The sequence below is a fragment of the Streptomyces anulatus genome (genome assembly GCF_000721175.1).
Lineage (GTDB): Bacteria > Actinomycetota > Actinomycetes > Streptomycetales > Streptomycetaceae > Streptomyces > Streptomyces anulatus_C.
The window spans coordinates 79,763-103,323 of the sequence record NZ_JOEZ01000010.1 but is presented as its reverse complement, the minus strand read 5'-3'; the positions used below and the strand labels follow the sequence as shown (position 1 = coordinate 103,323).

Genomic DNA, 23,561 nt, shown 5'->3' with positions numbered 1-23,561 from the left:
CCGCCGCCGTACCGCAGCCGCGACCGGGGCTGTGCGTGCCCGCTGCACCGTCACCGTCTGCCGGGGATGCCGCTGCGGCACCGTCGCAAAGGTTCCCCCGCCTCGACCACGGAGCCCGGCTCGCCGACCTGCGTACCGCCCTGGCCGGGGTGGCGATGATCCGTCGCACCGACTGCCTGGACGCGTGCGAGCGGTACAGAAGCTGATCGACAACCCATGGCACGACGCGGGGGCCGGACGCATCCGGCCCCCGCCCGGGCAGCGCCCCATATCCGCCGTATGTGCGTTCGGTTAGGCTGTCCTTGCCCGGCCTGTGGACCCGGGCGTGCGGACCCGGGTTCCGGTGCCGCAGGCAGGAACCCGGCGGACGGAACAGGCAGAGGCAGGGCGCAAGTGGGAGACGGTGACCTGGCTCGTGTGCGTCATGCGCCCGGTGAGGCGGGAGCGCCCATGCGGGTAAGGGCGACGGGGGACGCGGGTCCTGGGCCGGCGCCCGGGGTGAGGCGTCGTGGATAGGATCGCGCTCGCGGCCGGAGCCCTGTACGTCATCGTCCTGCTTCGCGCCGGAGGAACGTTCGCCGTCGGGTGGCTCACCGGCGCTGGCGCCCGGCGCGGCAGGTTCGCCGGGCGGATCTCTTCGGCTAGGTTCCGGCGTGCCGAGCGGGCGATCCAGCGGTGGGGCGCGCCGGTGGTGGCCGTCTCCTTCCTGACGGTCGGTTTCCAGACCGCCGCCAACTTTCTCGCCGGCAGCATGCGCATGCCGCTGTCGCGCTACCTTCCTGCCCTGCTCGTGGGCGGAGCGGCCTGGGCCCTGATCTACGCGTCTGCGGGGCTCGGCGTGCTCGAAGTGCTGGTAAGGCTCTTCGCCGAGCGGACGGCCCTCGGGGTGTCCGCCGTGGCCGTCCCCCTCCTCGCGGTGTGCGGGGTGGTGGTGCACCGCAGAAGAAGGGCGGTCCCGTCCTCCGGGAACACCGGCGCGGAGTGACCACGCGGGGCCGCCGCCCGGTCCACCGCCCCCTGCGAGGAGTACGTAGGTTGTCGTCACCATCCGGCCCGGTCGCAGGCATGGAACGCCATCAGGTCGCCGTCTACGTGGGGGCCCTGGCAGTCGGGGGTCTGGTGGGCTGGGCCGCACCCGGTGCGGGGCCGGGCCTGGAGCATGCGATCAACCCGGTGCTGGCCGCCCTGCTGTACGTGACGTTCCTGCAGGTGCCCGCCGCTGAGCTGGCCCGCTCGGCGCGGGCGGGCCGGTTCCTGGCCGCGACGCTGGTGGTGAACTTCGTCGTGGTGCCGCTGGTGGTCGCCGCGATGTTCACCTTCCTCCCGGACGACCGGGCGGTCCGCCTCGGCGTCCTGCTGGTCCTCCTGGCCCCGTGCGTCGACTACGTGATCGTCTTCAGCGGGCTCGCCGGCGGCAGCAGCGAACGTCTGCTCGCCGCCACTCCGTTGCTGCTCCTCGCCCAGATGGTGCTGCTGCCGGTCTGTCTGTTCCTGTTCATGGGCGCGGACCTGGCCGACGTGGTGGAGGCCGGACCGTTCGTCGAGGCGTTCGTCGTGCTGATCGTCATCCCGCTCACGCTGGCCTGGCTCACCCAGGCGTGGGCAGCACGCCGTCCGGCCGGACAGAAGGCCGCCGACGCGATGGGCACGACCATGGTGCCGCTGATGGCCGCCGTCCTGTTCACCGTGGTCGCCTCCCAGGTACCGAAGCTCGGCGACGCCGGCAGCCTGGGGGCCGTGGGCCGTGTCGTGCCGTTCTACGTCGCGTTCCTCGTCGTGATGGCGTTCGCCGGGCTCGGCGTCGCCCGTCTGTTCCGCCTGGACGCCCCGGCCGGGAGGGCGATCGTGTTCACCGGCGCCACCCGTAATTCCCTGGTCGTCCTGCCCCTCGCCCTGGCGCTGCCGGACGCGCTGGCCGTCGCCGCGATGGTCGTGGTCACCCAGACCCTGGTCGAGGTGATCGGCATGGTGATCTACGTCCGGGCCGTCCCCCGGCTGCTGCCGCTCCGAGGCTGATCCCGCACCGGCCGCCGCCCTCGCGGCGGGTGCCTCCAGAACCGCGGCGGGGGCCCGGGCCACCGAGATGTCCAGGTGAACCACGTCCCAGGAGGGGACGCTCCCGGCGGTAGACCTGTGCCCAGGTACCGGATGCAACTCCTCCTGTTCATGCGTAGCCGTACGCATGTATGCCTGGCTTGAATTATTCGAACGTTCGAGCGAATATCGAAGGGTGTGGACAGGTCGGCAGGTAGTCGAGGAGCGGGGTGCGGTAGCCGTTGCGGTGGCGTCGCCGCTTTCTGACCTGCTGCCGGGATGGGGTATTCGTCCTGGTGTGGCGGTGGGTGCGGGCGGGGATCTGCCGCTGCTGCTGGCGCCGGCCGCTCTGGCGGCTGCGGAGTCGGCGGCGTGGGCGGCGGTGGGGGTGTCCGAGCTGGGCGGGCTGGCCGCGGCGCAAGAAAGGTCTGGATCTGGCCACCGGCCTGGTGGTGAGCGACCTGGGGCCGCGCGCCGCCCAGGTGCTCGCCGTGCTGCTGGAGGCCGTGATCGAGGCGGCCGACGGCCGGCCCGGCCGGCCGGGACCGACGGCGTACTGGTCGGCGTGGCCGGCCGGCTGGAACTGTCGGCCGAGCCGGCGTTCCTCCACCCCCCAGGACGCCCCGGACGTCTACGGGATGATCGGGAACGGGGGCGCCATCGGCGTCTTCCGGGTCGATTCTGTGTCAGGTCCAGCCCTGTTGCTGCCGTCTTCCTGCTGCGGCCCCGTTCTTCGGGTTGCTCGCCCAGGGCGGCCGGCGGTGGATCGGTGCGCCCGTGCCGGCGTCCCGCCACGTCAGCTCTGTGCGCTCAAGGCGCACTCTCGCAGGAGAGCGACTTCTCGCCACGTCAAGATCGGTTGGCCGAAATTGCTCTATCGAACTATTGTGCGAATAGATCGGATGCAACGTTCTGATAGCAGGACGCCAGACGAGCAGGGGGTGCCAGAGCAGATTCGGAGGTGCGCGATGGGCGTTTTCACACATCTCCACGTCGCTTCCGGGTTCTCCGCCCGCTACGGTGCCTCGCATCCGCAGGACCTGGTGCGCCGGGCGGCGGAGCTCGGCATGGGTGCGCTCGCGCTGACCGATCGGGACAGTGTCACCGGCGCCGTGCGGCACGCGAAGGCGTGCATGAGCGCCGGGGTACGCCCGATCTTCGGGGTGGATCTCGCCGTCCCGGCGTTCGACACGGCAAAGGCTCCTCGCCGCTCGCGCACACCGGTCCGCGGTGGTGGGCACGTGGCGGAGCCGCGCTTGAGAATCACGCTGCTGGCAGGCTCCGTGAGCGGGTGGGCGCGTATCTGCCGCCTTGTCTCCGCGGCCTACGCGCATCCGGTCGACGGCTTTCCGGTCGCCTCGTGGGAGGCGCTGCGGGAGGGCCTGGGTGAGGATGTGGTGGCGATCCTCGGGCCGGCCTCCGAGCCTGTACGTGCGCTGGCCGCCGGGCGGCCGGATGTCGCGGAAAGGCTGCTCGTCCCGTGGCGGGAGATCGCGGGCGAGGGACTTCTGCGGCTGGAGGCGGTCGCCTACGGCCTGTCCGGGCTGGGCGCAGGATCGGTGCGGCTGGCCGCGCACACCCTTGCTCTGGGTGACCGGCTCGGCATCCCGACGGTGCTCACCAACGCGGTGCGTTACGAGCGGCGCGAGCAGCACCGTCTGGCCGACGTGCTGGACGCCGCCCGGCTGCTGCGTCCGATCCCGCAGCGTGGGCCGCTCGACCCGGGCGAGCGGTATCTCAAGTCCGGAGCCGAGATGGCCGAGGTGGCAGAGCGGGTGGCCGCGGCCGCGAGCGCCCCGGCCGGTCGAGGGCGGCGTCTGATCGAGGAGACGGCGGCTACTGCCGAGCAGTGCACGGTGGACCCGGTACGCGACCTCGGCCTGGGGCGAGCGCACTTCCCCGAGCCGCACGTGGTGGGAGCCGGCACCCGGCCGGGGGACGGGATGCGGCTGCTGCGGCAGCGCAGCGAGGCCGGGATGACCGCCCGCGGGCTCGACCGGGATGTGCGGGCGATGGATCAGCTCGGCTACGAGCTCGGGGTGATCGAGCGCCTCGGATACGAGGCGTACTTCCTCGCGGTTGCCCAGGTCGTCGCGGACGTACGGTCCATGGGTATTCGGGTTGCCGCCCGCGGCTCCGGCGCCGGGTCCATGGTCAACCACAGCCTTTTCATCGCCACAGCGAACCCGCTCTCGCACCGGCTCCTGTTCGAACGCTTCCTCAGCGAGCGCCGCACTTCCTTGCCGGACATCGACCTCGATGTCGAGTCCGACCGACGCCTGGAAGTCTACGACCGGATCTTCGAACGGTTCGGCTCCGAGCGCGTGGCGATCACCGGGATGCCGGAGACCTACCGGGCCCGTCACGCCCTGCGCGATACCGGGCTCGCGCTCGGGATCCGTCCGCAGACCGTCGACGAGATCGCCAAGAGCTTTCCGCACATCCGCGCGTGCGACATCGGCTCCGCGCTGTCCGAGCTCCCCGAACTGCGGCAGCTCGCAGCCGAGGCCGACCGGTACGGGCCGCTGTGGGAGCTGGCCGAGGGCCTGGACGCGCTGCCGCGCGGCTTCGCCATGCACCCGTGCGGCGTGATCCTTTCCGACGCGAGCCTGCTCGATCGCCTCCCGGTGCAGCCCGCTCCGGGAGGCGCCTATCCGACGGTGCAGGCGGACAAGCACGATGTCGAAGACCTCGGCCTGCTGAAGCTCGATGTCCTCGGCGTGCGCATGCAGTCGGCGATGGCGCACTCGGTCGCCGAGATCCGCCGCACCACGGGCCGGCACATCGACCTCGACAGTCCCGACCACGTCGACCTCGCCGATGAGCCGACCTTCGAACTGATCCGCAGCACCAAGGTGCTGGGCTGCTTCCAGCTCGAGAGCTCGGGCCAGCAAGATCTCATCGCGCGGCTCCAGCCACGGCACATGCAGGACGTGATCGCCGACATCAGCCTCTTCAGGCCCGGCCCGGTCGCCGGGGGCATGCCCGCGAAGTTCATCGCCGCCCGTCACGGGGTCGAGGAGCCTCGTTATCCGCATCCCGACCTTGTGCCGATCATGGATGACACGTACGGGGTGGTGATCTGGCACGAGCAGATCATGATGATCCTGGCCACGATGACCGGCTGCGACCGTGCAGCCGCGGACGTCGCCCGCCGCGCCCTCGCCGACGCCGAGCGGCTGCCGAAGGTGGAGGCGTGGTTTCACCGCTGCGCCGGCGAGCGCGGCTACCCCCCGGACGTGATCGGCGAAGTCTGGGACATCGTCAAGGAGTTCGGGGCGTACGGATTCTGCCGCGCGCACGCCGTGGCCTTCGCCATTCCGGCCGTCCAGTCGGCGTGGCTCAAAAGGCACTACCCCGCCGCTTTCTTCGCAGGGCTGCTTCAGCACGATCCCGGCATGTGGGCGCCCCGCGTCCTGGTTCAGGACGCAAAGCAGTTCGGAGTGGCGATCCTGCCGGTCGACGTCAATACCTCCCGCAGCGCACACAGCGTCGAGCCGACCGCGAACGGCTGGGGCGTACGGCTCGCGCTGTCCACGGTGCGAGGGATCACCGAGGCGGAGAGCGCCCGCATCGAAGCCGGGCAACCGTACGCCGGCCTGCAGGATCTGTGGCTGCGCGCCCGCCCGTCCCTGCCTCTCGCCCAGCGCCTCGTCAAGATCGGAGCCCTCGCTTCGCTGCAAGGCGAGCTGACCCGGCGGGATCTGCTGTTGCAGGCCACCGAGCTGCACCGCTCCGCACGCAACCGGACCGCGATCGACGGCCAACTGCCGCTCGGCGACGAGACGCATGCGGGCGAGCCGGCCGGGCTGCCCGAGATGACCAGCCGCGACGTGATGAGTGCCGAAATCGACGTGCTCTCCATCGACGTCAGCCGCCATCTGCTCGAACACCACCACCGCCTGCTCGCCGAGCTCGGCGCGACCGACGCCCACCACTTGCAGGCGATGCACCGCGGACAGCAGGTGCTGGTCGCCGGCGTTCGGGCATCGACCCAGACGCCGCCGATCCCGTCCGGCAAGCGGGTCATCTTCGTGACCCTGGAGGACGGCTCCGGGCTCGTGGACCTCGCGTTCTTCGAGGATTCCCACGACACCTGCGCGCACACGGTCTTCCACTCCGGCCTGCTCCTGGTCCGCGGAGTCGTCGAGGAACGCGGCCCCCGGCGCACCGTGGTCGGGCAGATGGCCTGGGACCTCGAGGAGGTCGCCACCACCCGCCGCGACCTGGGCCCCGAAGCCGCCCTTGGCCTGCTCGGCCGCACCACACCCGCCCCCACACCTGCCCGCGGTGACAGCACGCCGGTTGCGGACCGGACACTCGAAGACGGAACGGCCGGGGCGAAGCTCAACGCCTGGAGCGATCTGCGGCCCGCCGGTTCCCGCTCCGCCGACCTGCGGCGCCTGGGACATCGGTCTCCCGGATCGGCGGGGTGAGCGCCATGACCACCCGAGCCCGAAGCGTCCTGCGCATCCAGCTCCACGAACTCGGCCCGGCCGGCCAGGAGACGTACGAGCAGGCCCTCGCACTGCTGCGTGATCTCACCCCGCTGGTACAGGCCCTCCCGCCGGACGCCGCCGACCTCGATGTCACCGGTGCCCTGCGGTTCTTCGACCGGGACACGGGTGGCCTGGCGGCCATGGCCGCACTCCGCCTGGCCGCACACCTCGGGCTACGCGCGACGATCGGCGCCGGCCCGAATCGGATGCTGGCCGCGATGGCGGCCGACACGACCGCCCCCGGCCGGGTCACCGTCGTCGCCCCGGACCCCGAGGCAGTCGCCGCGTTCCTCCATCCCAAGCCTGTCGGCGCCCTCTACGGGGTCGGCCCGGCCACCGCCCGTACGCTCGGTGAATACGGCCTCCACCGCATCGGCGACCTCCTCGACGTTCCGCTGCTGACGCTGCAGCGCATCCTCGGCAAGGCCACCGCCGTGGCGCTGTCGCAACGGGCCCGCGGTCTGGACACGCGCCCGGTCACCTCCGAGACCGCGCCCAAGTCCACCGGCTGCTCCTACGAGTTCAGCCACGATGAGCTCGACCCCGTCGCACACCGCCGGGCCCTGCTCGACCTCTGCGAACGTCTCGGGCTGCGGCTGCGCACCACCGGCCAGGTCGCCGCGCGGCTCGCGCTGAGCATCTCGTACGCCGACGGCGCCACGACGCAGCGCTCGCGAACGCTGGAGGAGTACACCGCTCACACACCGGCACTCCGCACTGCCGCCTACGACCTGTATGCCCGCCTCGGGTTGCAGCGCGCCCGTGTCCGCACGATCACTGTTCGCGCGGACCTCACCGATGCCCAGTACGCCGTCCAGCAGCTGCTCCTGGACCCGGCGGACGGCAAACGGCGCCGCATCGAGCAAGCCGCCGACCGGGCGCGGGCCCGCTTCGGCGCTCAGGCGATCCGCTCAGGCACCCTCGCTCAGCTGCGGTGGTGACCGCGGCCCCAGGCGGCTGTCCCTGATCGAGGGGGCCAGGTGCAGCTTGATGCTGAACCCGCCGCGCGACCGCCCCGGACCGTGAGCACCGGGTTCGGCACATACGCCGCCCGGTGGTTCTTCGACGCCGCTCCCGACCCGGGCCCCTGAGGAGATTCCCTGCGGGGTCAGTCGTTGAGGCGTTCGGCCCGGTGCGCGGCCCAGCGCTGCGTCAGTGACCCGAGCTCCTTCTCCAGGAACCGGAAGAACTCCAGGGTGTTGTTGATCCGGCGTCCCTGCGGGGTGTCGAGGCCGAAGTGGTCCACGCCCTCCCGCATGGTGGCCTGCCAGTTCTTCAGGACGGCGTCCCGTTCGAGCAGTGCGTCGTACCACTGGTCGCTCTGTACGCGGTAGCGCTCACGCCGGGAACCCGGCTCCCGCTCGCGGCTGACCATGTTGACCTGGGCGAGATGGCGGACGGCTCCCGATACGGCTGCCGGGCTGATCTTCAGCCGTTCGCTCAGTTCGGCGGAGGTGAGAGCGCCTCGCTCCGAGGACAGCAGCGCGGCGAAGACTCTGGCCGGCATGCGCGCCATCCCCGCCTGGACCAGCTGGGCGGCGAAGCGTTCCACGAACCGGGAGTCGGCCGCACCGTCGTCACTGCCGTCCGCGCGGCTCTCTTCCCGCCGCTCATCCATGTTCCGACTCCGGTCCCCGTGGTTCCTGACGCTCGTGCCCGAGCCTTCTGTCAGTCTATCCAAGATTCATACGATTTCTTAACTTCACAAATTTCTGAAAGGAGCGTACGTTCGGAATATGAAGAAGGCAATCACTGTCACCGGACTGCACAAGGCTTTCGGTCGGACGCACGCCTTGGACGGCCTGGACCTCGCCGTCGAAGCCGGCGAGGTCCACGGCTTCCTCGGACCCAACGGAGCGGGCAAGTCCACGACGATCCGGGTCCTGCTCGGACTGCTGCGTGCCGACTCCGGCGGCGCCCAACTCCTCGGCAAGGACCCGTGGCGGGACGCGGTCGAGCTGCACCGGCGACTCGCCTACGTGCCCGGGGACGTCGAGCTGTGGCCGAACCTCACCGGCGGAGAGGCCATCGACCTGCTGGCGAAGCTGCGCGGCGGCCTCGACCTGCGGCGGCGCGACGAACTCATCGACCGGTTCGACCTGGACCCGACCAAGAAGGGCCGCGCCTACTCCAAGGGCAACCGGCAGAAGGTCGCCATCGTCGCGGCGCTCGCCTCCGACGCCGAACTGCTGCTCCTGGACGAGCCCACTTCGGGCCTCGACCCCTTGATGGAAGTGGTCTTCCAGGACGTCATTCTTCAGGCCAGAGCCGCGGGGAAGACGGTGCTGCTCTCCAGCCACATCCTGGCTCAGGTGGAAAAGCTCTGCGACCGCGTCAGCATCGTCCGGCAGGGCCGCACCGTGCAGTCGGGCACGCTCGGAGAGATGCGCCATTTCACGCGCACGAACGTCGAAGCCGAGACCGAGCGTCCGGCCACCGGACTCGACGCCATGTCAGGCGTTCACGAACTGCGGGTGACGGACCGGAGGGTGAACTTCGCCGTGGACGGAGCACACCTCGACGCCGCCATCCGCAGGCTCGGTGAGTTCGGCATCCGGAGTCTGATCAGCCATCCGCCGACGCTCGAAGAGCTGATGCTGCGTCACTACGGTGACGAACTCGGGTCCAACGGCCGTGCGGCACAGGGCGACACCGGTTCCCCGGTTGCAGACGGTGGCGTTGCCCGATGACCAGTACCGTCACGCCGCTCGACGTCTCCGGAAGGTCCGCGCCCGCCAGGATCGTTCCTGACGCCTTCACCGGCACCGGGACCCTTGTCCGGTTCGGCCTGCGCCGGGACCGCGTCCGCATGTCCCTATGGCTGCTCGCCCTCACTCTGGGCACGCTGATCACAGCGGCCCAGTACAAGACGCTGTACTCCACCCCCGAAGAGCGCGCCGCGGCCGTCAGCTCCATGGACAGTCCGGCCGCGCTCGCCATGACCGGCCCTCGTCACTATCTCTCCGACTACACCGCCGGCGCGATGCTCGGTCATCAGATGCTCGGCTTCATGGCGGTCCTGGTCGGACTGATGAGCGTCCTGATCGTCACCCGGCACACCCGCGACGAGGAAGAGACCGGCCGCGCCGAACTGGTCCGCTCCACCGTCGTCGGACACCACGCGCAACTCGCCTCCGCACTGGCGCTCGCCGCCGTCGCCAACCTCGCGCTCGCCCTGCTGCTGGCCCTGGGGCTCACCACGACGGGCATCGACGGAATCGGCCCGGGCGGGGCGCTGCTGTACGGCCTCACGCATGCCGCCATCGGGCTCGTCTTCGCCGGGGTCGCCGCCGTCACCGCGCAGATCACGGCGCACACCCGGGGCGCCTCGGGCATGGCGCTCGCGGTGATCGGCGTCGCCTACGTGCTGCGGGCCTCCGGCGACGTGGGCGACGACGCACTGTCCTGGCTGAGCCCGATCGGCTGGATCCAGCGCACCTACGTCTTCGTCGACAACCGGTGGTGGCCCTTGGGCCTCTGCCTGGTCCTCGCCGCACTGACCGCGGCCTACGGCTTCGTGCTGAGCACCCGGCGCGATGTCGGTGCGGGCCTGCGCGCCGCGCGGCTCGGCCGGCGTACGGCGTCCGACGCGCTCACCCGCCCCTTCGGCTTCGCCCTGCGGCTGCACCGGGCGACCTTGCTGGGATTCGGCGCCGGGCTGTGCCTGATGGGCGTCATGTACGGCTCGATCCTCGGCGAGGCCGCCGACATGGTGAAGGACATCGATCAGATCCAGGAAGCGCTGGCGAGGATCGGCGGCAGCACCGTGGCCGAGTCGTTCGCATCCATGGTGATGGTGGTCGTCGCGGTCGTCGCCGCCGTGTACGTGGTGATGGCCGCGCTGCGACCGCGGGCCGAGGAGAACGCCGGCCGCGCCGAACCGCTCCTGGCCACCGGTCTCTCCCGGGACCGCTGGCTCGGCGGCCATGTCGCCGTCGCGCTGGCCGGCGGCACGGTGCTGATGGTCCTCGCCGGGCTGAGCTTCGGCCTCTCGGGCGCGGCGTCGGCAGGCGACGGCGACCTGGTTCTCGAACTCGTCGGAGCGGCCGCCGCCTACGCCCCGGCGCTGTGGGTGACCGTCGGCGTGGCCGTCCTGCTCTTCGGCTGGTTCCCGCGTGCGGGAGTGGCGGCCTGGATCGTGCCCGTGTACGCGTTCCTCGTCGGGTACCTGGGGCCGATCCTCCAACTCCCGGACTGGACGAAGAACCTGTCGCCCTTCGGCCATGTGCCCCAGCTCCCGGCCGCCGGGATGAACTGGACCCCGCTGCTCGTCCTGACCGCCGTCGCGGCCGGACTGATCCTGCTCGGGCTGGCGGGCTTCCGCCGCCGGGACCTGGACACCAAGTGACGCACGGGGGAGAAGAGCGGCGACAGACGGTGTGAGCGCCCGCTCCCCGCCCCCGCACGGGACGGGGAGCGCGCCCCGTCCCGGCACGCTCCGGTGGCTCATCTCGTATGGGCGGCGTCAAGGATGCCGCCCGCCGCGTATGGGCGCTGTCAAAGGGCGTCCGCTTTCCACCGGGCGTGGGGTTTCCTCGTGGAGTCCGTTCGTTTCCGAACTCTTCCAGGAGCATGCGATGGCCGATCTGGCCTTCGTCGTCATCACCGTCGCGGTATTCGCGCTCGTCGCCCTCATCGCCAAGGGGGTGGCGAAGCCGTGACTGCCGAAAACATCATCGGGCTGATCGTCGCCGCCGCCCTGCTGGGATATCTCGTCCTCGCCCTCCTCTATCCGGAGAGGTTCTGAGTACGGATATGAGTCCCGTTCTTGCTGACGTGCTCCAGGTGTCCGCGCTGGTCGTCGCGCTCGCGCTGGTGCACAGGCCCCTCGGCGACCACATGGCCGCCGTCTTCTCCTCCGGAAAGCACCTTCGTGTGGAGAAGTGGATCTACCGCGCGGTCGGGGCGAACCCGAACGCAGATATGCGCTGGCCCGCCTATATGCGGGCTGTGCTCGCGTTCTCGGCGGTGAGCGTCCTCTTCCTGTACCTGCTCATGCGGGTGCAGGACCGATTGCCGTTGTCGCTCGGATTCGACGCGATCTCGCCCGACCAGGCTTTCAACACGGCCGTTTCCTTCACGTCCAATACCAACTGGCAGTCCTACGCCGGTGAGTCGGCGATGAGCCACCTCACCCAGACCGGCGGCCTGGCCGTGCAGAACTTCGCCTCCGCGGCGGCCGGTATCGCGGTGGCCATCGCGCTCGTACGCGGCTTCGCCCGTTCCCGCACCGGTGAACTGGGCAACTTCTGGGCCGACCTGGTACGCGGTGTCGTGCGCATCCTCATCCCGATCTCGGTGATCGCGGCCGTCCTGCTGGTCGCCACCGGTGCGATCCAGAACTTCGCCGGTGTCCACGAGATCACGACGCTGACGGGGCAGACGCAGTCCATCTCGCCGGGTGCGGTCGCCTCGCAGGAGGCGATCAAGGATCTGGGGACGAATGGTGGCGGCTACTTCAACGCGAACTCCTCGCACCCCTTCGAGAACCCGAACGGCTTCTCGAACCTGCTGACGATCTTCCTGCTGCTGGTGATCCCGTTCTCGCTGCCCCGGACCTTCGGCACGATGGTCGGCTCGGTCAAGCAGGGCTACGCGATCGTCGCCGTCATGGCGTCGGTCTGGTTCGTCGGCGTGGTCCTGGTGACCTGGATCGAGTACGCCCACCCCGGCAGCGCCTCGCAGCTCGCGGGCGGCGCGATGGAGGGCAAGGAGCAGCGGTTCGGCGAGGGGTCCTCCTCGCTGTTCGCCGTCTCCACCACCATGACCTCGACCGGCTCGGTCAATTCGTTCCACGACTCCTACAGCGGGCTCTCCGGAGGCGTCCTGCTGCTCGGCATGATGCTCGGTGAGATCGCGCCCGGCGGCGTCGGCTCCGGCCTCTACGGCATGCTGATCATGGCGGTCATCGCGGTGTTCGTCGCCGGACTGATGGTCGGCCGTACGCCGGAGTACCTCGGCAAGAAGATCGGCACCCGAGAGATCAAGCTCGCGGCCTGCTCCCTCCTCGTCACCCCGGCGCTCGTCCTGACCGGCACCGCTCTCGCGATGGCCACCGGCAACGGCGAGTCGTCCATGACCAACACCGGCGCGCACGGCTTCTCCGAGGTCCTCTACGCCTACACCTCCGCGTCCAACAACAACGGTTCCGCGTTCGCCGGCTTCACCGCCGACACGGCCTACCACAACACCGCGCTGGGCCTGTGCATGGCCCTGGGCCGGTTCCTGCCGATGGTGTTCGTCCTGGCGCTCGCCGGATCGCTCGCCGAGCAGAGGCCGGTCCCCGCCGGCGCGGGCACGCTACGGACCGAGAAGCCCCTGTTCAGCGGCCTTCTGATCGGCACAATCATGATCATCACCGGTCTGACGTTCTTCCCGGCACTCGCGCTGGGACCGCTCGCCGAAGGGCTCGCGGCATGACCACCGACGTAACGAAGCAGGATGCTGTGTCCCAGACGACGACGGCTGTATCCGCCATCGCCCCCCACCCGGACACGCCGTCCGGGCCCCAGCCGGCCGGGCGGGTCACCGGAGGGTTCTTCGACCCGAAGCAGCTGGTCAGGTCCTTCCCCGACGCCCTGCGCAAGCTCTCCCCACGGGGGATGATCAAGTCGCCCGTCATGTTCGTGGTCCTCGTCGGCTCGGTCGTCACCACCGTGCTCGCGGTCAAGGACCCGACCGACCTCTTCAGCTGGGCCATCGCCGGCTGGCTCTGGCTCACCACGATCTTCGCCAACCTGGCCGAGGCCGTGGCCGAGGGCCGGGGCAAGGCCCAGGCCGACACCCTCCGCAAGGCCAGGACCGACACGGTCGCCCGCCGCCTCGCCGGAGGCCGCGAGGAGCGGATCTCCGGTACCGACCTGCGGATCGACGACCTCGTCGTGTGCGAGGCCGGTGACGTCATTCCCGGCGACGGCGATGTCGTCGAAGGCGTCGCCAGTGTCGACGAGTCCGCGATCACCGGCGAATCGGCCCCCGTCATACGCGAGTCGGGCGGCGACCGTTCGGCCGTCACCGGCGGCACGACGGTGCTGTCCGACCGCATCGTCATCAGGATCACGACGAAGCCGGGAGAGACCTTCATCGACCGGATGATCAACCTGGTCGAGGGCGCGGCCCGGCAGAAGACGCCCAACGAGATCGCGCTCAACATCCTGCTGGCGGCCCTCACCGTCGTCTTCCTGCTCGCGGTCGTGACGCTGAAGCCCTTCGCGATCTACGCGGACGCCGACCAGCAGACCTCGATGATCGTGTTGACCGCGCTCCTTGTCTGTCTGATCCCGACGACGATCGGCGCGCTGCTCTCAGCGATCGGCATCGCCGGCATGGACCGCCTGGTCCAGCGCAATGTGCTGGCCATGTCGGGCCGTGCGGTGGAGGCCGCCGGTGACGTGTCGACCCTGCTCCTGGACAAGACCGGCACCATCACCTTCGGCAACCGCCAGGCGGCCGGGTTCGTTCCGGTCAGCGGCACGACGGAAGCGGAGCTGGCCGACGCCGCGCAGTTGTCCTCGCTGGCCGACGAGACGCCCGAGGGGCGCTCCATCGTGGTCCTGGCCAAGGAGAAGTACGGCCTGCGCGAGCGCCACCAGGGCGAACTGGCCCACGCCCAGTGGGTCGCGTTCACGGCGCAGACCCGGATGTCCGGCGTCGACGCCGTGGAGAACGGCGCCGGGCGCAAGGTCCGCAAGGGCGCGGCCGGGTCCGTCGTCGCCTGGGTGAAGCAGCGGGGCGGGAACGTCTCCGACGACGCCCACGCGATCACCGACCAGATCTCCCGGGCCGGAGGAACCCCGCTGCTGGTGGCCGTCGACGACAGCCACGGCGCACGGGTCCTGGGCGTCATCCATCTCAAGGACGTGGTGAAGGAGGGCATGCGGGAGCGGTTCGACGAGCTGCGCCGCATGGGCATCCGCACGGTCATGATCACGGGTGACAACCAGCTGACCGCCAAGGCCATAGCCGAGGAGGCCGGGGTCGACGACTTCCTGGCCGAGGCGACGCCCGAGGACAAGATGGCCCTCATCAAGCGGGAGCAGGCGGGCGGGAAGCTCGTCGCGATGACCGGCGACGGCACCAACGACGCCCCGGCGCTGGCCCAGGCGGACGTCGGTGTGGCGATGAACACCGGCACCTCGGCCGCCAAGGAGGCCGGGAACATGGTGGACCTCGACTCCGACCCCACCAAGCTGATCGAGATCGTCGAGATCGGCAAGCAACTCCTCATCACCCGAGGAGCCCTGACCACCTTCTCCATCGCCAACGACGTCGCGAAGTACTTCGCGATCATCCCCGCCATGTTCACGGTGGCGTACCCCTCGCTGGACCTGCTGAACATCATGGGGCTGGCCTCGCCCCGGTCCGCGATCCTGTCGGCCGTCGTCTTCAACGCCCTGATCATCGTCGCGCTGGTCCCCCTCGCTCTGCGAGGTGTGCGGTACCGGCCTGCGAGCGCGGACCGGATGCTGCGCCGCAACCTCGCCGTCTACGGACTCGGCGGCCTGATCGCCCCGTTCGCCGGCATCAAGATCATCGACCTGCTCATCTCCCTCATCCCCGGAATCGGCTGACTGATCATGAACAACTCCGTAGTGAACACGGGACGTGTGCTCGGGGCCGCGCTGCGCATGCTGCTGGTGCTCACGGTCATCACCGGCATCGCCTACCCGCTCGCCGTCACCGGCGTCGCCCAGGGGCTCCTGCCCGACCAGGCCAACGGCTCGATCGTGCGGGTCGAAGGGAAGGACGTCGGCTCCGCCCTCGTCGGACAGACCTGGAACATCGACGGGACCGACGAGCCCGACCCCATGTGGTTCCAGCCGAGGCCGTCGAACAGCGATTACGACCCGCTGGCCACGGGCTCCGGCCAGCTCGGAGCCTCCGACGCCGTGCTGACCAGGACCGTCGCGGACCGGAAGAAGGCGGTCGCCGCCTTCAACGGAGTGCCCGCGTCGGAGGTCCCCAAGGACGCGGTCACCGGATCGGGATCCGCGATCGACCCGCACATCTCACCCGCGTACGCGCACCTCCAGGTGCAGCGGATCGCCGAGGCCAACGGCCTGACCGCCCGGCAGGTCACCGCGCTGGTCCAGCGGCACACCGAGGGCCGCACCGCCGGATTCCTCGGGCAACCCCACGTCAACGTCCTGCGGCTCAACCTCGCGCTGAAGAACCTGGCCACCGGCTGAGACCCGGCGCGGCACCCGACGTGGGGTACCAAGGGCGCGCCCCACGTCGGCCGACGCTCACCAGCCCGTCCACAGGAGGTGGTTGATCAGCAGAGCCGGAACTGCCGACGCGACCAGCCAGTACCGCACCCTCCGACGGGGGAGCAGCGCCGTCGCCGGCAGCAGCCACAGCAGGAACGGCTGCCAGATGCGCTCGGTCTCCGCCTTGCTCATGCCGGAGAGGTCCGCGACGAGCAGCGCCGCCAGCGCCGCCGGCACGAGCAACGCCAGCCTCCCTTCCGGTGAGGCCGTCGCGGGCCGGCTCCTCAACTCCCGTACGGCACCGGGCGCGGCCACCACGCTCCGGCGCAGCCCGGCGACGGCGGCGAGCCCGGCCGCGAGGGTCGCGCAGGCCAGGTTGGCCCAGACCCAGTAGCCGTACGGGCGGACGCCGCCCGCTCCCTGGTAGTAGCGCTCGACCAGCAGGTGGTAGGCGGTCCACCAGTTGAACCCGGCGAGGGTGAAGGCCATCGGAGCCACCAGCGCGCCGAGCAGGAACAACGGCACCGGGCGGACGGTCCGGGCGAGCACCAGCACGGCCGACAGTACGGCGGCCATCAGTCCCAGCCCGTAACTGAGGTAGCAGGTCCACCCGAACAGCAGACCCCCGCCGAGCGCCGCCACGGCCGGGAAGCGGACCCGGCGGGTGGCGGCCAGGGCGAGCAGCGCCACCGACCAGGCGGCGACCGCCGCGAAGTAGCCGTCGGCGGAGACACCCGCCCATACGGCGGCCGGGGCGAGTACGAGGAAGGGCGCGGCGCGCCGGGCCAGGCGTTCGTCGGCCAGCACCCGCACGGTGATCAGGGCGGCCAGCACCGCCGAGCTGCCCACCACGACGCAGAAGACGGCCGCCCAGGCGCCGCCGCCGAGACCGACGCGGTCCAGCCATACGAAGGTCAGCGTCGCGCCCGGCGGGTGCCCGGCGACATGGGCGGGCCAGTTGCCGGGCTCGCCGATCAGGATGTGGTTCGTGAAGTCGCGCAGTGTGGCGGGGATGTCCTCGAAGCGGTCGATGACCCGCAGGTACTCGTGCTTCGCGGTGAGCCGCTTCGCGACGCCCCGGTGCCAGCCGTCGATCAGTGCCATCGAGAAGACCCAGGCCGTCGACCCGGCCCAGGCCGCCGCCAGCAGCCCGCGCCAGGGCAGCCGGGCGGCGAGCGGCGGGCCGTAGGAGACCACCAGGACCGCCATGACCAGGGCGGCCGGAGTACCGGGGCCCAGATGCGGGTCCCAGGAGGCCAGCAGCGGCGGCCACTGCGCGCGCAGACTCCCGTCCCGGTTCTGGATGACATGGCCGACGACCACCGCGGCCGTGATCAGCAGCCCGCCCGCGGCGGCGGCGATCAGGTCCGCCCGCCCCGCGCGCCGGGCGCGGTCGTCGGTGCGGTCCGGCGGTGCGGGCGGGCCGTGCCCCGTGCCGCCTGCGGTGTCCGTGGGGGTGACGTCCTCGGTCTTCACGCTGGCACGCTATGCACACCGGGCGGCGATCGGGCGGCAATCGGGCGGCACGGCGGGGGCGCGTCACCGAACCGTCAGATTCTCCGCCGGCCGGGATGCCGGTCCCCTTCCCGACGAGATTCCGACGTCGCCTCCTGCCTCCGGCCGCGACGTCAGAATTTCGTCAGGAGTCGCAGCCACCCGCCGGCGGGGTCTCCCGCTTAGCGTCGGCCTCATGCCCGAACGCCGCCGGATCCGCTTCCTCCCCGACTCCCTCCGCGCCCCGCGCACGCCCGCCGACCCGGGATTCTGGCGCAGCCCCGTGCGCGGGTCACGCTTCACCGCTGTGCTCGGCGTCGTCCTGCTCGTCGGGCTCACGCTGCTGTTCGTCACCGGTCTGCTCTCGTACGCCGCCTACAACCCGGACCTGAACCGGGTCAACGACAAGACCCCGGGCAAGGGGTGGCTCGGCTTCTACCTGTTCTCCTGGCCGACCGGCCCGCACTGGCTCTACCGGCTGACCCAGGGCCTGCACGTCACCGTCGGCATCGTGCTCGTGCCCGTCCTGCTCGCCAAACTCTGGTCGGTGGTCCCCCGGCTCTTCGCGCTGCCGCCCGCCCGTTCCGTGGGCCACGCCCTGGAGCGGATCTCGCTGCTGCTGCTCGTGGGCGGGGCGCTGTTCGAGTTCCTCACCGGGCTGCTCAACATCCAGCTGGACTACCTCTTCCCCGGGTCGTTCTACACCCTGCACTTCTACGGGGCCTGGGTCTTCCTCGCCGGCTTCGTCACCCATGTCGCACTCAAGATGCCCCAGGCCGTACGGGTGCTGCGCACCGGCATCCCGCGCGGCGAACCGGACACCCTCGCCGCCCCTGACCCGCTGCCCGCCACCCTGTCCCGGCGCGGCGCGCTGGCCATGGTCGGGGCCGGTTCGCTCCTTCTGCTGGTCACCTCGGCCGGTCGCAGCTTCGACGGGCCGCTGCGCCGCATCGCGCTCCTCACCCCGCGCGGCGGCACCGACCCGGGGCCGGGCCCGAACGCCTTCCAGATCAACAAGACCGCCGCCGCCGTACGGATCAGGCCCGCGGACACCGGTGAGCGCTGGCGGCTGACGGTAAGGGGGCCGGCCGGGGAGTTCCGCTTCTCCCGGGCCGAGCTGCTGGCCATGGAACAGCACACCGCGGCGCTCCCGATCGCCTGTGTGGAGGGCTGGTCGACCTCGGACCAGCTCTGGCGCGGGGTCCGGCTCATGGACCTCGCCGGCCTCGCCGGACACCCGGACCGCCCACCGGGCGTGTTCGTCGAGTCGCTCCAGCGCAGCGGCTCCTTCCGCAAGGCCGCACTGCGCGACAACCAGGTCCGCGACGGCCGTTCGCTGCTCGCCCTGGAGGTGAACGGCGCGCCCCTGTCGCCCGACCACGGCTACCCGGCCCGGATCATCGTTCCCGCCGCGCCCGGGGTGCTGAACACCAAGTGGGTCGAGACCCTGACGTTCGGAGAGCTGTGATGTCCACCCGCGCCGTGCCCCCGTCCGCCGCTGCCCGTCGCCCGCGCTTCTCACCGCGCCGCCTCTACGGCGAGGGACCGCTCCACCTGCTCCTGCTCGCCGCCACGTTCTGCCTGGCCGGCTACGCGGGCGTACGGCTGCTGGACGGGGACACCGTCGGCGTGCTGCTCTGGTTCGCCGGGTCGGCCGTCCTGCACGACCTGGTGCTGCTGCCGGTGTACGCGGGGGCCGACCGGGCGCTGCGCGCCGCGCTGGGCCCCCGGCCGGCCCTGGTGAACTTCGTCCGGGTGCCGGTGTTCCTCTCCGGGCTGCTCCTGCTGATCTGGTTCCCGCTGATCGCCCGGCGGACCGAACGGCGGTACGAGGCCGCCGCCGGTACCACCCCGGACGTCTACTTCGGCAACTGGCTGCTCATCACCGGTGCGCTGTTCGCGCTCTCCGCGCTCTGGCTGCTGGTCCGGGCGCTCCGCTCCCGTACGGGACGGCGCAGCGCCACGAAGGTCCGACCCTCCGCACCCCACTGACCGGCTGTACGCCAGCCACCCGCGCGTGCGTGCCGCAGCAGGGCCGGCGTCCCGATCCGCGCCCAGGGGAACGGCTCGGCCGCGCCGTCGCCCGCGGTCGCGGGCGCGGTCCTCCCGTCCGGTCCGCCCCTGCCGTCGTCGAGACGGACCCGGACCCGTTCGTCCACGTCGACGGGGGCGGTCTCGGCGATCAGCAGCCCGCCGGCGCCGAGCAGACCGGCCGCCCGGTCCAGCAGGGCGGCCGGGTCGCCCCCGATGCCGATGTTGCCGTCGAGGAGCAGGAGCGTGCCCCAACGGCCCTCGCCGGGCAGCGGGTCGAACACACTGCGGAGCAGCGCCGCGCCGCCGAGACCGCGGGTACGGGCCACCGCCGCCTCGCTGACGTCGATCCCCAGCGCCCGGTGCCCGAGCGAGGCCAGCTCGGCGACCAGTCGCCCCGGCCCGCAGCCGATGTCCAGCACCGGTCCCTCGCACCGGTGCAGGGCGGACAGGTCGGCGGAGCCCGCGTCGGAGCACCAGCGCTCCACGTCCAGGGGCAGCAGCCAGCCGTCGGTGCGGCGGAGGAAGAGCGGGCCCCGGCCGGTGCGCAGGGCGTTGGCGTACGGGTCGGCGCCCCAGGTGGCGGTGCGGACGGGGCCCGACCGGGTCGGCGTGCCGGAGGCGTACGCGCCGTCGGCGGCCGCCTCGTGCGTGTCGGGCGCCTCATGCGCCTGGTGCGTCTCGGGAGCCTCGTACGCCTCGTACGCTTCGGCGGAGTCGGCGGGGGCCGGTGCGGTGAGCTCGGACGAGGGCACGGTCGTACTCATCGCACCCCCGCCCCGGTCAGCCGGCCGAGCGCCCCGGCGAACCGGCCGCCCGGCGCGGCCGACGCGACCCGGTGGGCGTCGGCCGCGGTGTCCACGTCGACCAGGACCGGCAGATCACGCACGGCGAGCCCCGCCTCCACCAGCCTGCGCCGCTGCACCGCACCGGTCTCCGGGACGGACATCGGCACCCCGCGCAGCAGGGCGGGATCGGGCTCCGCCAGGCCCAGGGCCCAGAAACCGCCGTCCTCGGCCGGACCGAACCAGGCCCCGGCGCCGTTCCAGGCGTCCGGGGCGAGTGCGGGAGCGAGCAGCGCGGCCGTGATCTGCGGGGTGTCCATGCCGACCAGGAGGGCCGGCCCCGTACACCCGCCGAAGGCCGCCGCGAGACGCTCGTCGAGGCCGCCCGTACTCTGCGGCACCACCTCGAATCCCGGCGGCACCCAGGGGCCCGGCCGCCCGTCGAGGACCAGGACGCGCCGCCGGGCGGGGAGGGCGAGCACGGCCTCCAGGGTGTCCGCGAGGGCGGCGGCGGCCAGGGCGGCGGCCTCGGCGGGGGAGAAGGGCGGACAGAGCCGGGTCTTGACCCGTCCGGCCACCGGTTCCTTCGCGATGACCAGCAACTCCGTGGGTCCGTACGGGTCGGTCGGACGGCCTCCGTCTCCGTACGCGTCCGTCCGACGGCCCACGTCTCCGTGCGTGCTCATCGGACGGCCCCCGTTCCCGCGCGTGCCGCCCGGTCCGCCGTGCGGTCCGCCGGTGGCTCGCGCAGGACGCCCCGCATGTCGCGCACCGCCTGCCAGGTGCCGCGCCAGGTGCCGGTCACCTTCGACTTTCCGGTGCGCGGCCGATAGGGGACGTCGCTCTCGGCGACCCGCAGGCCGGCGTCCGAGGCCCGGACCACCATCTGGAGCGGATAGCCGCTGCGCCGGTCGGTGAGGTCCAGGGCGAGCAGGTCGCTGCGGCGGGCCGCCCGCAGCGGGCCGAGGTCGTGCAGGCGCAGGCCGGTGCGGCGGCGCAGCATCCGGGCCAGCGCCAGATTGCCGGCGCGTGCGTGCGGCGGCCAGGCGCTCCGGCCCTCGGGGCGGCGGCGGCCGAGCAGCAGATCGCACTCGCCGTCCGCGATCCGCCGCACGAAGCCGGCCAGCAGCGCGGGGTCCAGCGAGCCGTCGCAGTCGCAGAAGCAGACGAACTCGGCCTCGGCGGCGAGCAGCCCGGCCTGGCAGGCCGCGCCGAACCCCCGCCTCTCCTCCGTGACGACGCTCGCACCGAGGGAACGGGCGAGCTCGGCCGAACCGTCGGTCGAGCCGTTGTCGACCACGATCGCGCGCCAGCCGTCGGGGATGCGATCCAGCACCCAGGGCAGTGCGGCCGCCTCGTCGAGGCAGGGCAGAACGATGTCGGCCTCCGGGAGGCCGGTGTGAGGGGCGGGCGGGAACGGAAGAGCGGCAGAAGAATCGGTCACCCGCCTCACCCTACGGAGACAACTCCGGCATTTAGGTCATCAGGTTCTTACGAAACATGGACATCGGCCGGATGGGGGTGGTCGTCCTCCGACGCGCCCGGACGGGGGCGCCGCAGTGGTGGTCATGGAGAACACCCCGCCCGCCCGGCATCCGGAGCCCGTCCCCCAGGGGGCACGCGGTCGGGTCCTCGTCGTGGACGACACCCCTACCGTCGCCGAAGTCGTCGTCGGCTATCCGCACCGCGCCGGCCACGCCGTCGAACAGGCCGACGACGGGCCCGCCACGCTGCGTCGGTACGCGGTACGCGGTACGCGGTACGCGGCACGCCGGCCTCTGACTCGCCGTCGTGCGCGGCATCGTCGAGGCGCACGCCGGACGGGCCGAGGTTCGGAGCGTACGAGGTGGCTGCCGCTTCTGCCGTCACGCTCCCGACAGCGCGACGGCACCTTCCTCCCGACGGTTCCCCGAACCGCGCAGCGGGGCCGCCGCGAAGTCGTTCATCCCCTCGGCGAAGGGCACCCGGGGCCGCCAGCCCAGCTCCTCGCGCAGCGCCCGCGAGTCCGCCGTGACATGGCGTACGTCGCCGAGGCGGTACTCCCCGGTCATCACCGGGTCCGGCCCCCCGTGCGCGCCGGCCAGCGCGGCGGCCATCTCGCCGATGGTGTGCGGCTCGCCGCTGCCGGTGTTGTACGCGGCGAAGGACGCGGGCCGCCGCTCCCGCACCGCCTCCAGGGCCACCGCGTTCGCCGCCGCCACATCGTGGACGTGGACGAAGTCGCGCCGCTGGCGCCCGTCCTCGTAGACCCGGGGGGCCTCGCCGCGCGCCAGGGCCGAGCGGAAGAACGAGGCGACACCGGCGTACGGGGTGTCGCGCGGCATCCCCGGCCCGTACACGTTGTGGTAGCGCAGGGACACCGCCCGGCCGCCCGTCGTCCGCGCCCACGCGGCGGTCAGGTGCTCCTGGGCCAGCTTCGTCGACGCGTACACGTTGCGCGGGTCCGCCGGCGCATCCTCGGCCACCAGACCGGGGGTCAGTTCCGCTCCGCAGTCCGGGCAGCGCGGCTCGAACCTCCCCGCGCGCAGATCGGCCTCCGCGCGCGGGCCGGGGCGGACCGTGCCGTGGCGCGGGCAGTCGTAGCGGCCCTCGCCGTAGACCACCATCGACCCGGCCAGCACCAGGTCCCGGACCCCGGCCGCCGCCATCTCCGCCAGCAGCACCGCCGTACCGAGGTCGTTGCACCCGACGTACAGCGGGGCGTCCGCGAAGTCCTTGCCGAGGCCGACCATGGCCGCCTGGTGGCACACCGCGTCCACCCCGGCCAGCGCGTCCGCCACCGCCTCCCGGTCCCGGACGTCCCCGACGACCACCCGGTCGCCCGGCAGCTCCGGGGGAGTGGAGCCGGGGTGGGCCGAGGGCAGCAGGGCGTCCAGCACCACGCTCTCGTGCCCGGCCGCGGCGAGGGCGGCGACGACATGTGACCCGATGAACCCGGCTCCGCCGGTGACCAGTACGCGCATGACCGCCACGCTAGGGCCCGGCCGGCCTCCGGCCCGGGCGCGGCGCGCACACGTCACGGGTCCGTAAGGCGTACCCGGTCGTCTCCATCGAGGACCCGATGGCCGAGGACGACATGGACGGCTGGCGCGAGCTGACCGCCCGCGTCGGTCACCGCTGCCAGCTCACCGGCGACGACGTGTTCTGCACCGACGAGGCGCAGGTGCGCGAGGGGATCCGTACCGGCGTCGGCAACTCGGTCCTGGTGAAGGTCAACCAGATCGGCACCCTGACCGAAGCCCTCGCCACGGTCGCCACCGCGCGCCGTGCGGGCTGGAGTGCCGTGACCCACCGTTCGGGCGAGACGGAGGACACCACGATCGCGGACCTGGCGGTGGCGACGGGCTGCGGCCAGATCAAGACCGGCTCGCTGTCCCGCTCCGACCGCACGGCCAAGTACAACCGACTGCTGCGGATCGAGGAGGAGTTGGGTGAGTCGGCGCAGTACGCGGGCGGGGCGCTGCTGTCCCGCTCCTGACCGCCGGGGGCGGGGCCCCAGGCCCCGCCCC

Annotated in this window: 18 protein-coding genes and 2 pseudogenes; 14 read left to right on the top strand and 6 right to left on the bottom strand. The window is 71.9% G+C overall.

Annotated features, from left to right (window positions below):
- Positions 1 to 508 precede the first annotated feature (508 nt).
- The 4 genes from IG90_RS0113360 to IG90_RS0113345 all read left to right on the top strand — a co-directional run bounded on the left by IG90_RS0113360 (position 509) and on the right by IG90_RS0113345 (position 7,474).
- Positions 509 to 985: a DedA family protein gene (locus tag IG90_RS0113360; protein ID WP_030582577.1), complete on the top strand. Its 477-nt coding sequence runs from the start codon at positions 509 to 511 to the stop codon at positions 983 to 985.
- 80 nt (positions 986 to 1,065) lie between these two features.
- Positions 1,066 to 2,016, top strand: coding sequence for an arsenic resistance protein (locus IG90_RS0113355; protein ID WP_033894140.1), 951 nt, complete (start codon positions 1,066 to 1,068; stop codon positions 2,014 to 2,016).
- Positions 2,017 to 3,002: 986 nt separating this feature from the next.
- Complete coding sequence (locus tag IG90_RS0113350) at positions 3,003 to 6,470, top strand: DNA polymerase III subunit alpha (protein ID WP_030582570.1); 3,468 nt, start codon at positions 3,003 to 3,005, stop codon at positions 6,468 to 6,470.
- Positions 6,467 to 7,474: a DNA polymerase Y family protein gene (locus IG90_RS0113345; protein ID WP_030582567.1), complete on the top strand. Its 1,008-nt coding sequence runs from the start codon at positions 6,467 to 6,469 to the stop codon at positions 7,472 to 7,474. The genes IG90_RS0113350 and IG90_RS0113345 overlap by 4 nt, the downstream gene beginning before the upstream one ends.
- A 167-nt stretch (positions 7,475 to 7,641) precedes the next feature.
- Here IG90_RS0113345 and IG90_RS0113340 read toward each other — a convergent pair whose 3' ends face one another.
- A complete protein-coding gene (locus tag IG90_RS0113340) occupies positions 7,642 to 8,151 on the bottom strand; it encodes a GbsR/MarR family transcriptional regulator (protein WP_030582565.1) in 510 nt (169 codons plus the stop codon).
- A 118-nt stretch (positions 8,152 to 8,269) separates the two neighbouring features.
- On the opposite strand from IG90_RS0113340, the gene IG90_RS0113335 reads away from it, so the two are divergent.
- From IG90_RS0113335 to kdpC, 7 genes are all read left to right on the top strand, one after another.
- A complete protein-coding gene (locus IG90_RS0113335) occupies positions 8,270 to 9,223 on the top strand; it encodes an ABC transporter ATP-binding protein (protein WP_030582562.1) in 954 nt (317 codons plus the stop codon).
- Entirely contained in the window at positions 9,220 to 10,881 is a 1,662-nt protein-coding gene (locus IG90_RS0113330) for an ABC transporter permease (RefSeq protein WP_030582559.1), read from the top strand. The genes IG90_RS0113335 and IG90_RS0113330 overlap by 4 nt, the downstream gene beginning before the upstream one ends.
- A 139-nt stretch (positions 10,882 to 11,020) precedes the next feature.
- Positions 11,021 to 11,194: a hypothetical protein gene (locus IG90_RS44810; protein WP_164494010.1), complete on the top strand. Its 174-nt coding sequence runs from the start codon at positions 11,021 to 11,023 to the stop codon at positions 11,192 to 11,194.
- On the top strand, positions 11,191 to 11,280 hold the full coding sequence (gene kdpF / locus IG90_RS41120; RefSeq protein WP_033894137.1) for a K(+)-transporting ATPase subunit F: 90 nt from the start codon (positions 11,191 to 11,193) through the stop codon (positions 11,278 to 11,280). The genes IG90_RS44810 and kdpF overlap by 4 nt, the downstream gene beginning before the upstream one ends.
- Before the next feature lie 8 nt (positions 11,281 to 11,288).
- Positions 11,289 to 12,953 (top strand): potassium-transporting ATPase subunit KdpA, encoded by a 1,665-nt coding sequence (gene kdpA / locus IG90_RS0113315; RefSeq protein ID WP_030582556.1) that lies wholly within the window; start codon positions 11,289 to 11,291, stop codon positions 12,951 to 12,953.
- The gene (kdpB, locus tag IG90_RS0113310; protein WP_030582553.1) at positions 12,950 to 15,103 is read left to right on the top strand and encodes a potassium-transporting ATPase subunit KdpB; all 2,154 of its coding nucleotides are present in this window, start codon (positions 12,950 to 12,952) and stop codon (positions 15,101 to 15,103) included. The genes kdpA and kdpB overlap by 4 nt, the downstream gene beginning before the upstream one ends.
- Before the next feature lie 6 nt (positions 15,104 to 15,109).
- Positions 15,110 to 15,721, top strand: coding sequence for a potassium-transporting ATPase subunit KdpC (gene kdpC, locus IG90_RS0113305; protein ID WP_030582550.1), 612 nt, complete (start codon positions 15,110 to 15,112; stop codon positions 15,719 to 15,721).
- A 57-nt stretch (positions 15,722 to 15,778) separates the two neighbouring features.
- Here kdpC and IG90_RS0113300 read toward each other — a convergent pair whose 3' ends face one another.
- Positions 15,779 to 17,218 carry a hypothetical protein gene (locus IG90_RS0113300; RefSeq protein ID WP_030582548.1) on the bottom strand — a complete coding sequence of 480 codons (1,440 nt, stop codon included), beginning with the start codon at positions 17,216 to 17,218 and terminating at the stop codon, positions 15,779 to 15,781.
- Positions 17,219 to 17,432: 214 nt separating this feature from the next.
- Here IG90_RS0113300 and IG90_RS0113295 point away from each other — a divergent pair, with 214 nt between their 5' ends.
- A complete protein-coding gene (locus IG90_RS0113295; RefSeq protein ID WP_030582544.1) occupies positions 17,433 to 18,704 on the top strand; it encodes a molybdopterin-dependent oxidoreductase in 1,272 nt (423 codons plus the stop codon).
- Positions 18,705 to 19,095: 391 nt separating this feature from the next.
- On the opposite strand, the gene IG90_RS0113285 is transcribed toward IG90_RS0113295, so the two are convergent.
- Genes IG90_RS0113285 through IG90_RS0113275 form a run of 3 tightly spaced genes read right to left on the bottom strand, consistent with a single transcriptional unit; the run spans position 19,096 to position 21,496 of the window.
- Positions 19,096 to 20,034, bottom strand: coding sequence for a class I SAM-dependent methyltransferase (locus IG90_RS0113285; protein WP_030582537.1), 939 nt, complete (start codon positions 20,032 to 20,034; stop codon positions 19,096 to 19,098).
- Positions 20,031 to 20,738 carry a TIGR04282 family arsenosugar biosynthesis glycosyltransferase gene (locus IG90_RS0113280; RefSeq protein WP_233435948.1) on the bottom strand — a complete coding sequence of 236 codons (708 nt, stop codon included), beginning with the start codon at positions 20,736 to 20,738 and terminating at the stop codon, positions 20,031 to 20,033. Before IG90_RS0113280 ends, IG90_RS0113285 begins: the two co-directional genes overlap by 4 nt.
- Positions 20,735 to 21,496, bottom strand: a complete 762-nt coding sequence (locus tag IG90_RS0113275; RefSeq protein ID WP_051860047.1) for a glycosyltransferase family 2 protein — start codon at positions 21,494 to 21,496, stop codon at positions 20,735 to 20,737. The genes IG90_RS0113280 and IG90_RS0113275 overlap by 4 nt, the downstream gene beginning before the upstream one ends.
- A 124-nt stretch (positions 21,497 to 21,620) precedes the next feature.
- Between IG90_RS0113275 and IG90_RS45780 the strand changes: the two are divergent.
- Positions 21,621 to 21,797, top strand: a pseudogene (locus IG90_RS45780) (response regulator); the annotation flags it as partial.
- 120 nt (positions 21,798 to 21,917) lie between these two features.
- Here the strand turns inward: IG90_RS45780 and IG90_RS0113265 are convergent.
- On the bottom strand, positions 21,918 to 23,015 hold the full coding sequence (locus tag IG90_RS0113265; RefSeq protein WP_030582525.1) for an NAD-dependent epimerase/dehydratase family protein: 1,098 nt from the start codon (positions 23,013 to 23,015) through the stop codon (positions 21,918 to 21,920).
- 65 nt (positions 23,016 to 23,080) lie between these two features.
- On the opposite strand from IG90_RS0113265, the pseudogene IG90_RS0113260 reads away from it, so the two are divergent.
- Positions 23,081 to 23,530, top strand: a pseudogene (locus tag IG90_RS0113260) (enolase C-terminal domain-like protein); the annotation flags it as partial.
- Positions 23,531 to 23,561 lie beyond the last annotated feature (31 nt).

Coding starts and splice junctions, on each gene's coding strand:
- IG90_RS0113355 (WP_033894140.1), top strand. CDS start 1,066: ATGGAACGCCATCAGGTCGCCGTCTACGTGGGGGCCCTGGCAGTCGGG.
- IG90_RS0113350 (WP_030582570.1), top strand. CDS start 3,003: ATGGGCGTTTTCACACATCTCCACGTCGCTTCCGGGTTCTCCGCCCGC.
- IG90_RS0113340 (WP_030582565.1), bottom strand. CDS start 8,151: ATGGATGAGCGGCGGGAAGAGAGCCGCGCGGACGGCAGTGACGACGGT.
- IG90_RS0113335 (WP_030582562.1), top strand. CDS start 8,270: ATGAAGAAGGCAATCACTGTCACCGGACTGCACAAGGCTTTCGGTCGG.
- IG90_RS0113330 (WP_030582559.1), top strand. CDS start 9,220: ATGACCAGTACCGTCACGCCGCTCGACGTCTCCGGAAGGTCCGCGCCC.
- IG90_RS44810 (WP_164494010.1), top strand. CDS start 11,021: ATGGGCGCTGTCAAAGGGCGTCCGCTTTCCACCGGGCGTGGGGTTTCC.
- kdpA (WP_030582556.1), top strand. CDS start 11,289: ATGAGTCCCGTTCTTGCTGACGTGCTCCAGGTGTCCGCGCTGGTCGTC.
- kdpB (WP_030582553.1), top strand. CDS start 12,950: ATGACCACCGACGTAACGAAGCAGGATGCTGTGTCCCAGACGACGACG.
- kdpC (WP_030582550.1), top strand. CDS start 15,110: ATGAACAACTCCGTAGTGAACACGGGACGTGTGCTCGGGGCCGCGCTG.
- IG90_RS0113295 (WP_030582544.1), top strand. CDS start 17,433: ATGCCCGAACGCCGCCGGATCCGCTTCCTCCCCGACTCCCTCCGCGCC.
- IG90_RS0113285 (WP_030582537.1), bottom strand. CDS start 20,034: ATGAGTACGACCGTGCCCTCGTCCGAGCTCACCGCACCGGCCCCCGCC.
- IG90_RS0113280 (WP_233435948.1), bottom strand. CDS start 20,738: ATGAGCACGCACGGAGACGTGGGCCGTCGGACGGACGCGTACGGAGAC.
- IG90_RS0113265 (WP_030582525.1), bottom strand. CDS start 23,015: ATGCGCGTACTGGTCACCGGCGGAGCCGGGTTCATCGGGTCACATGTC.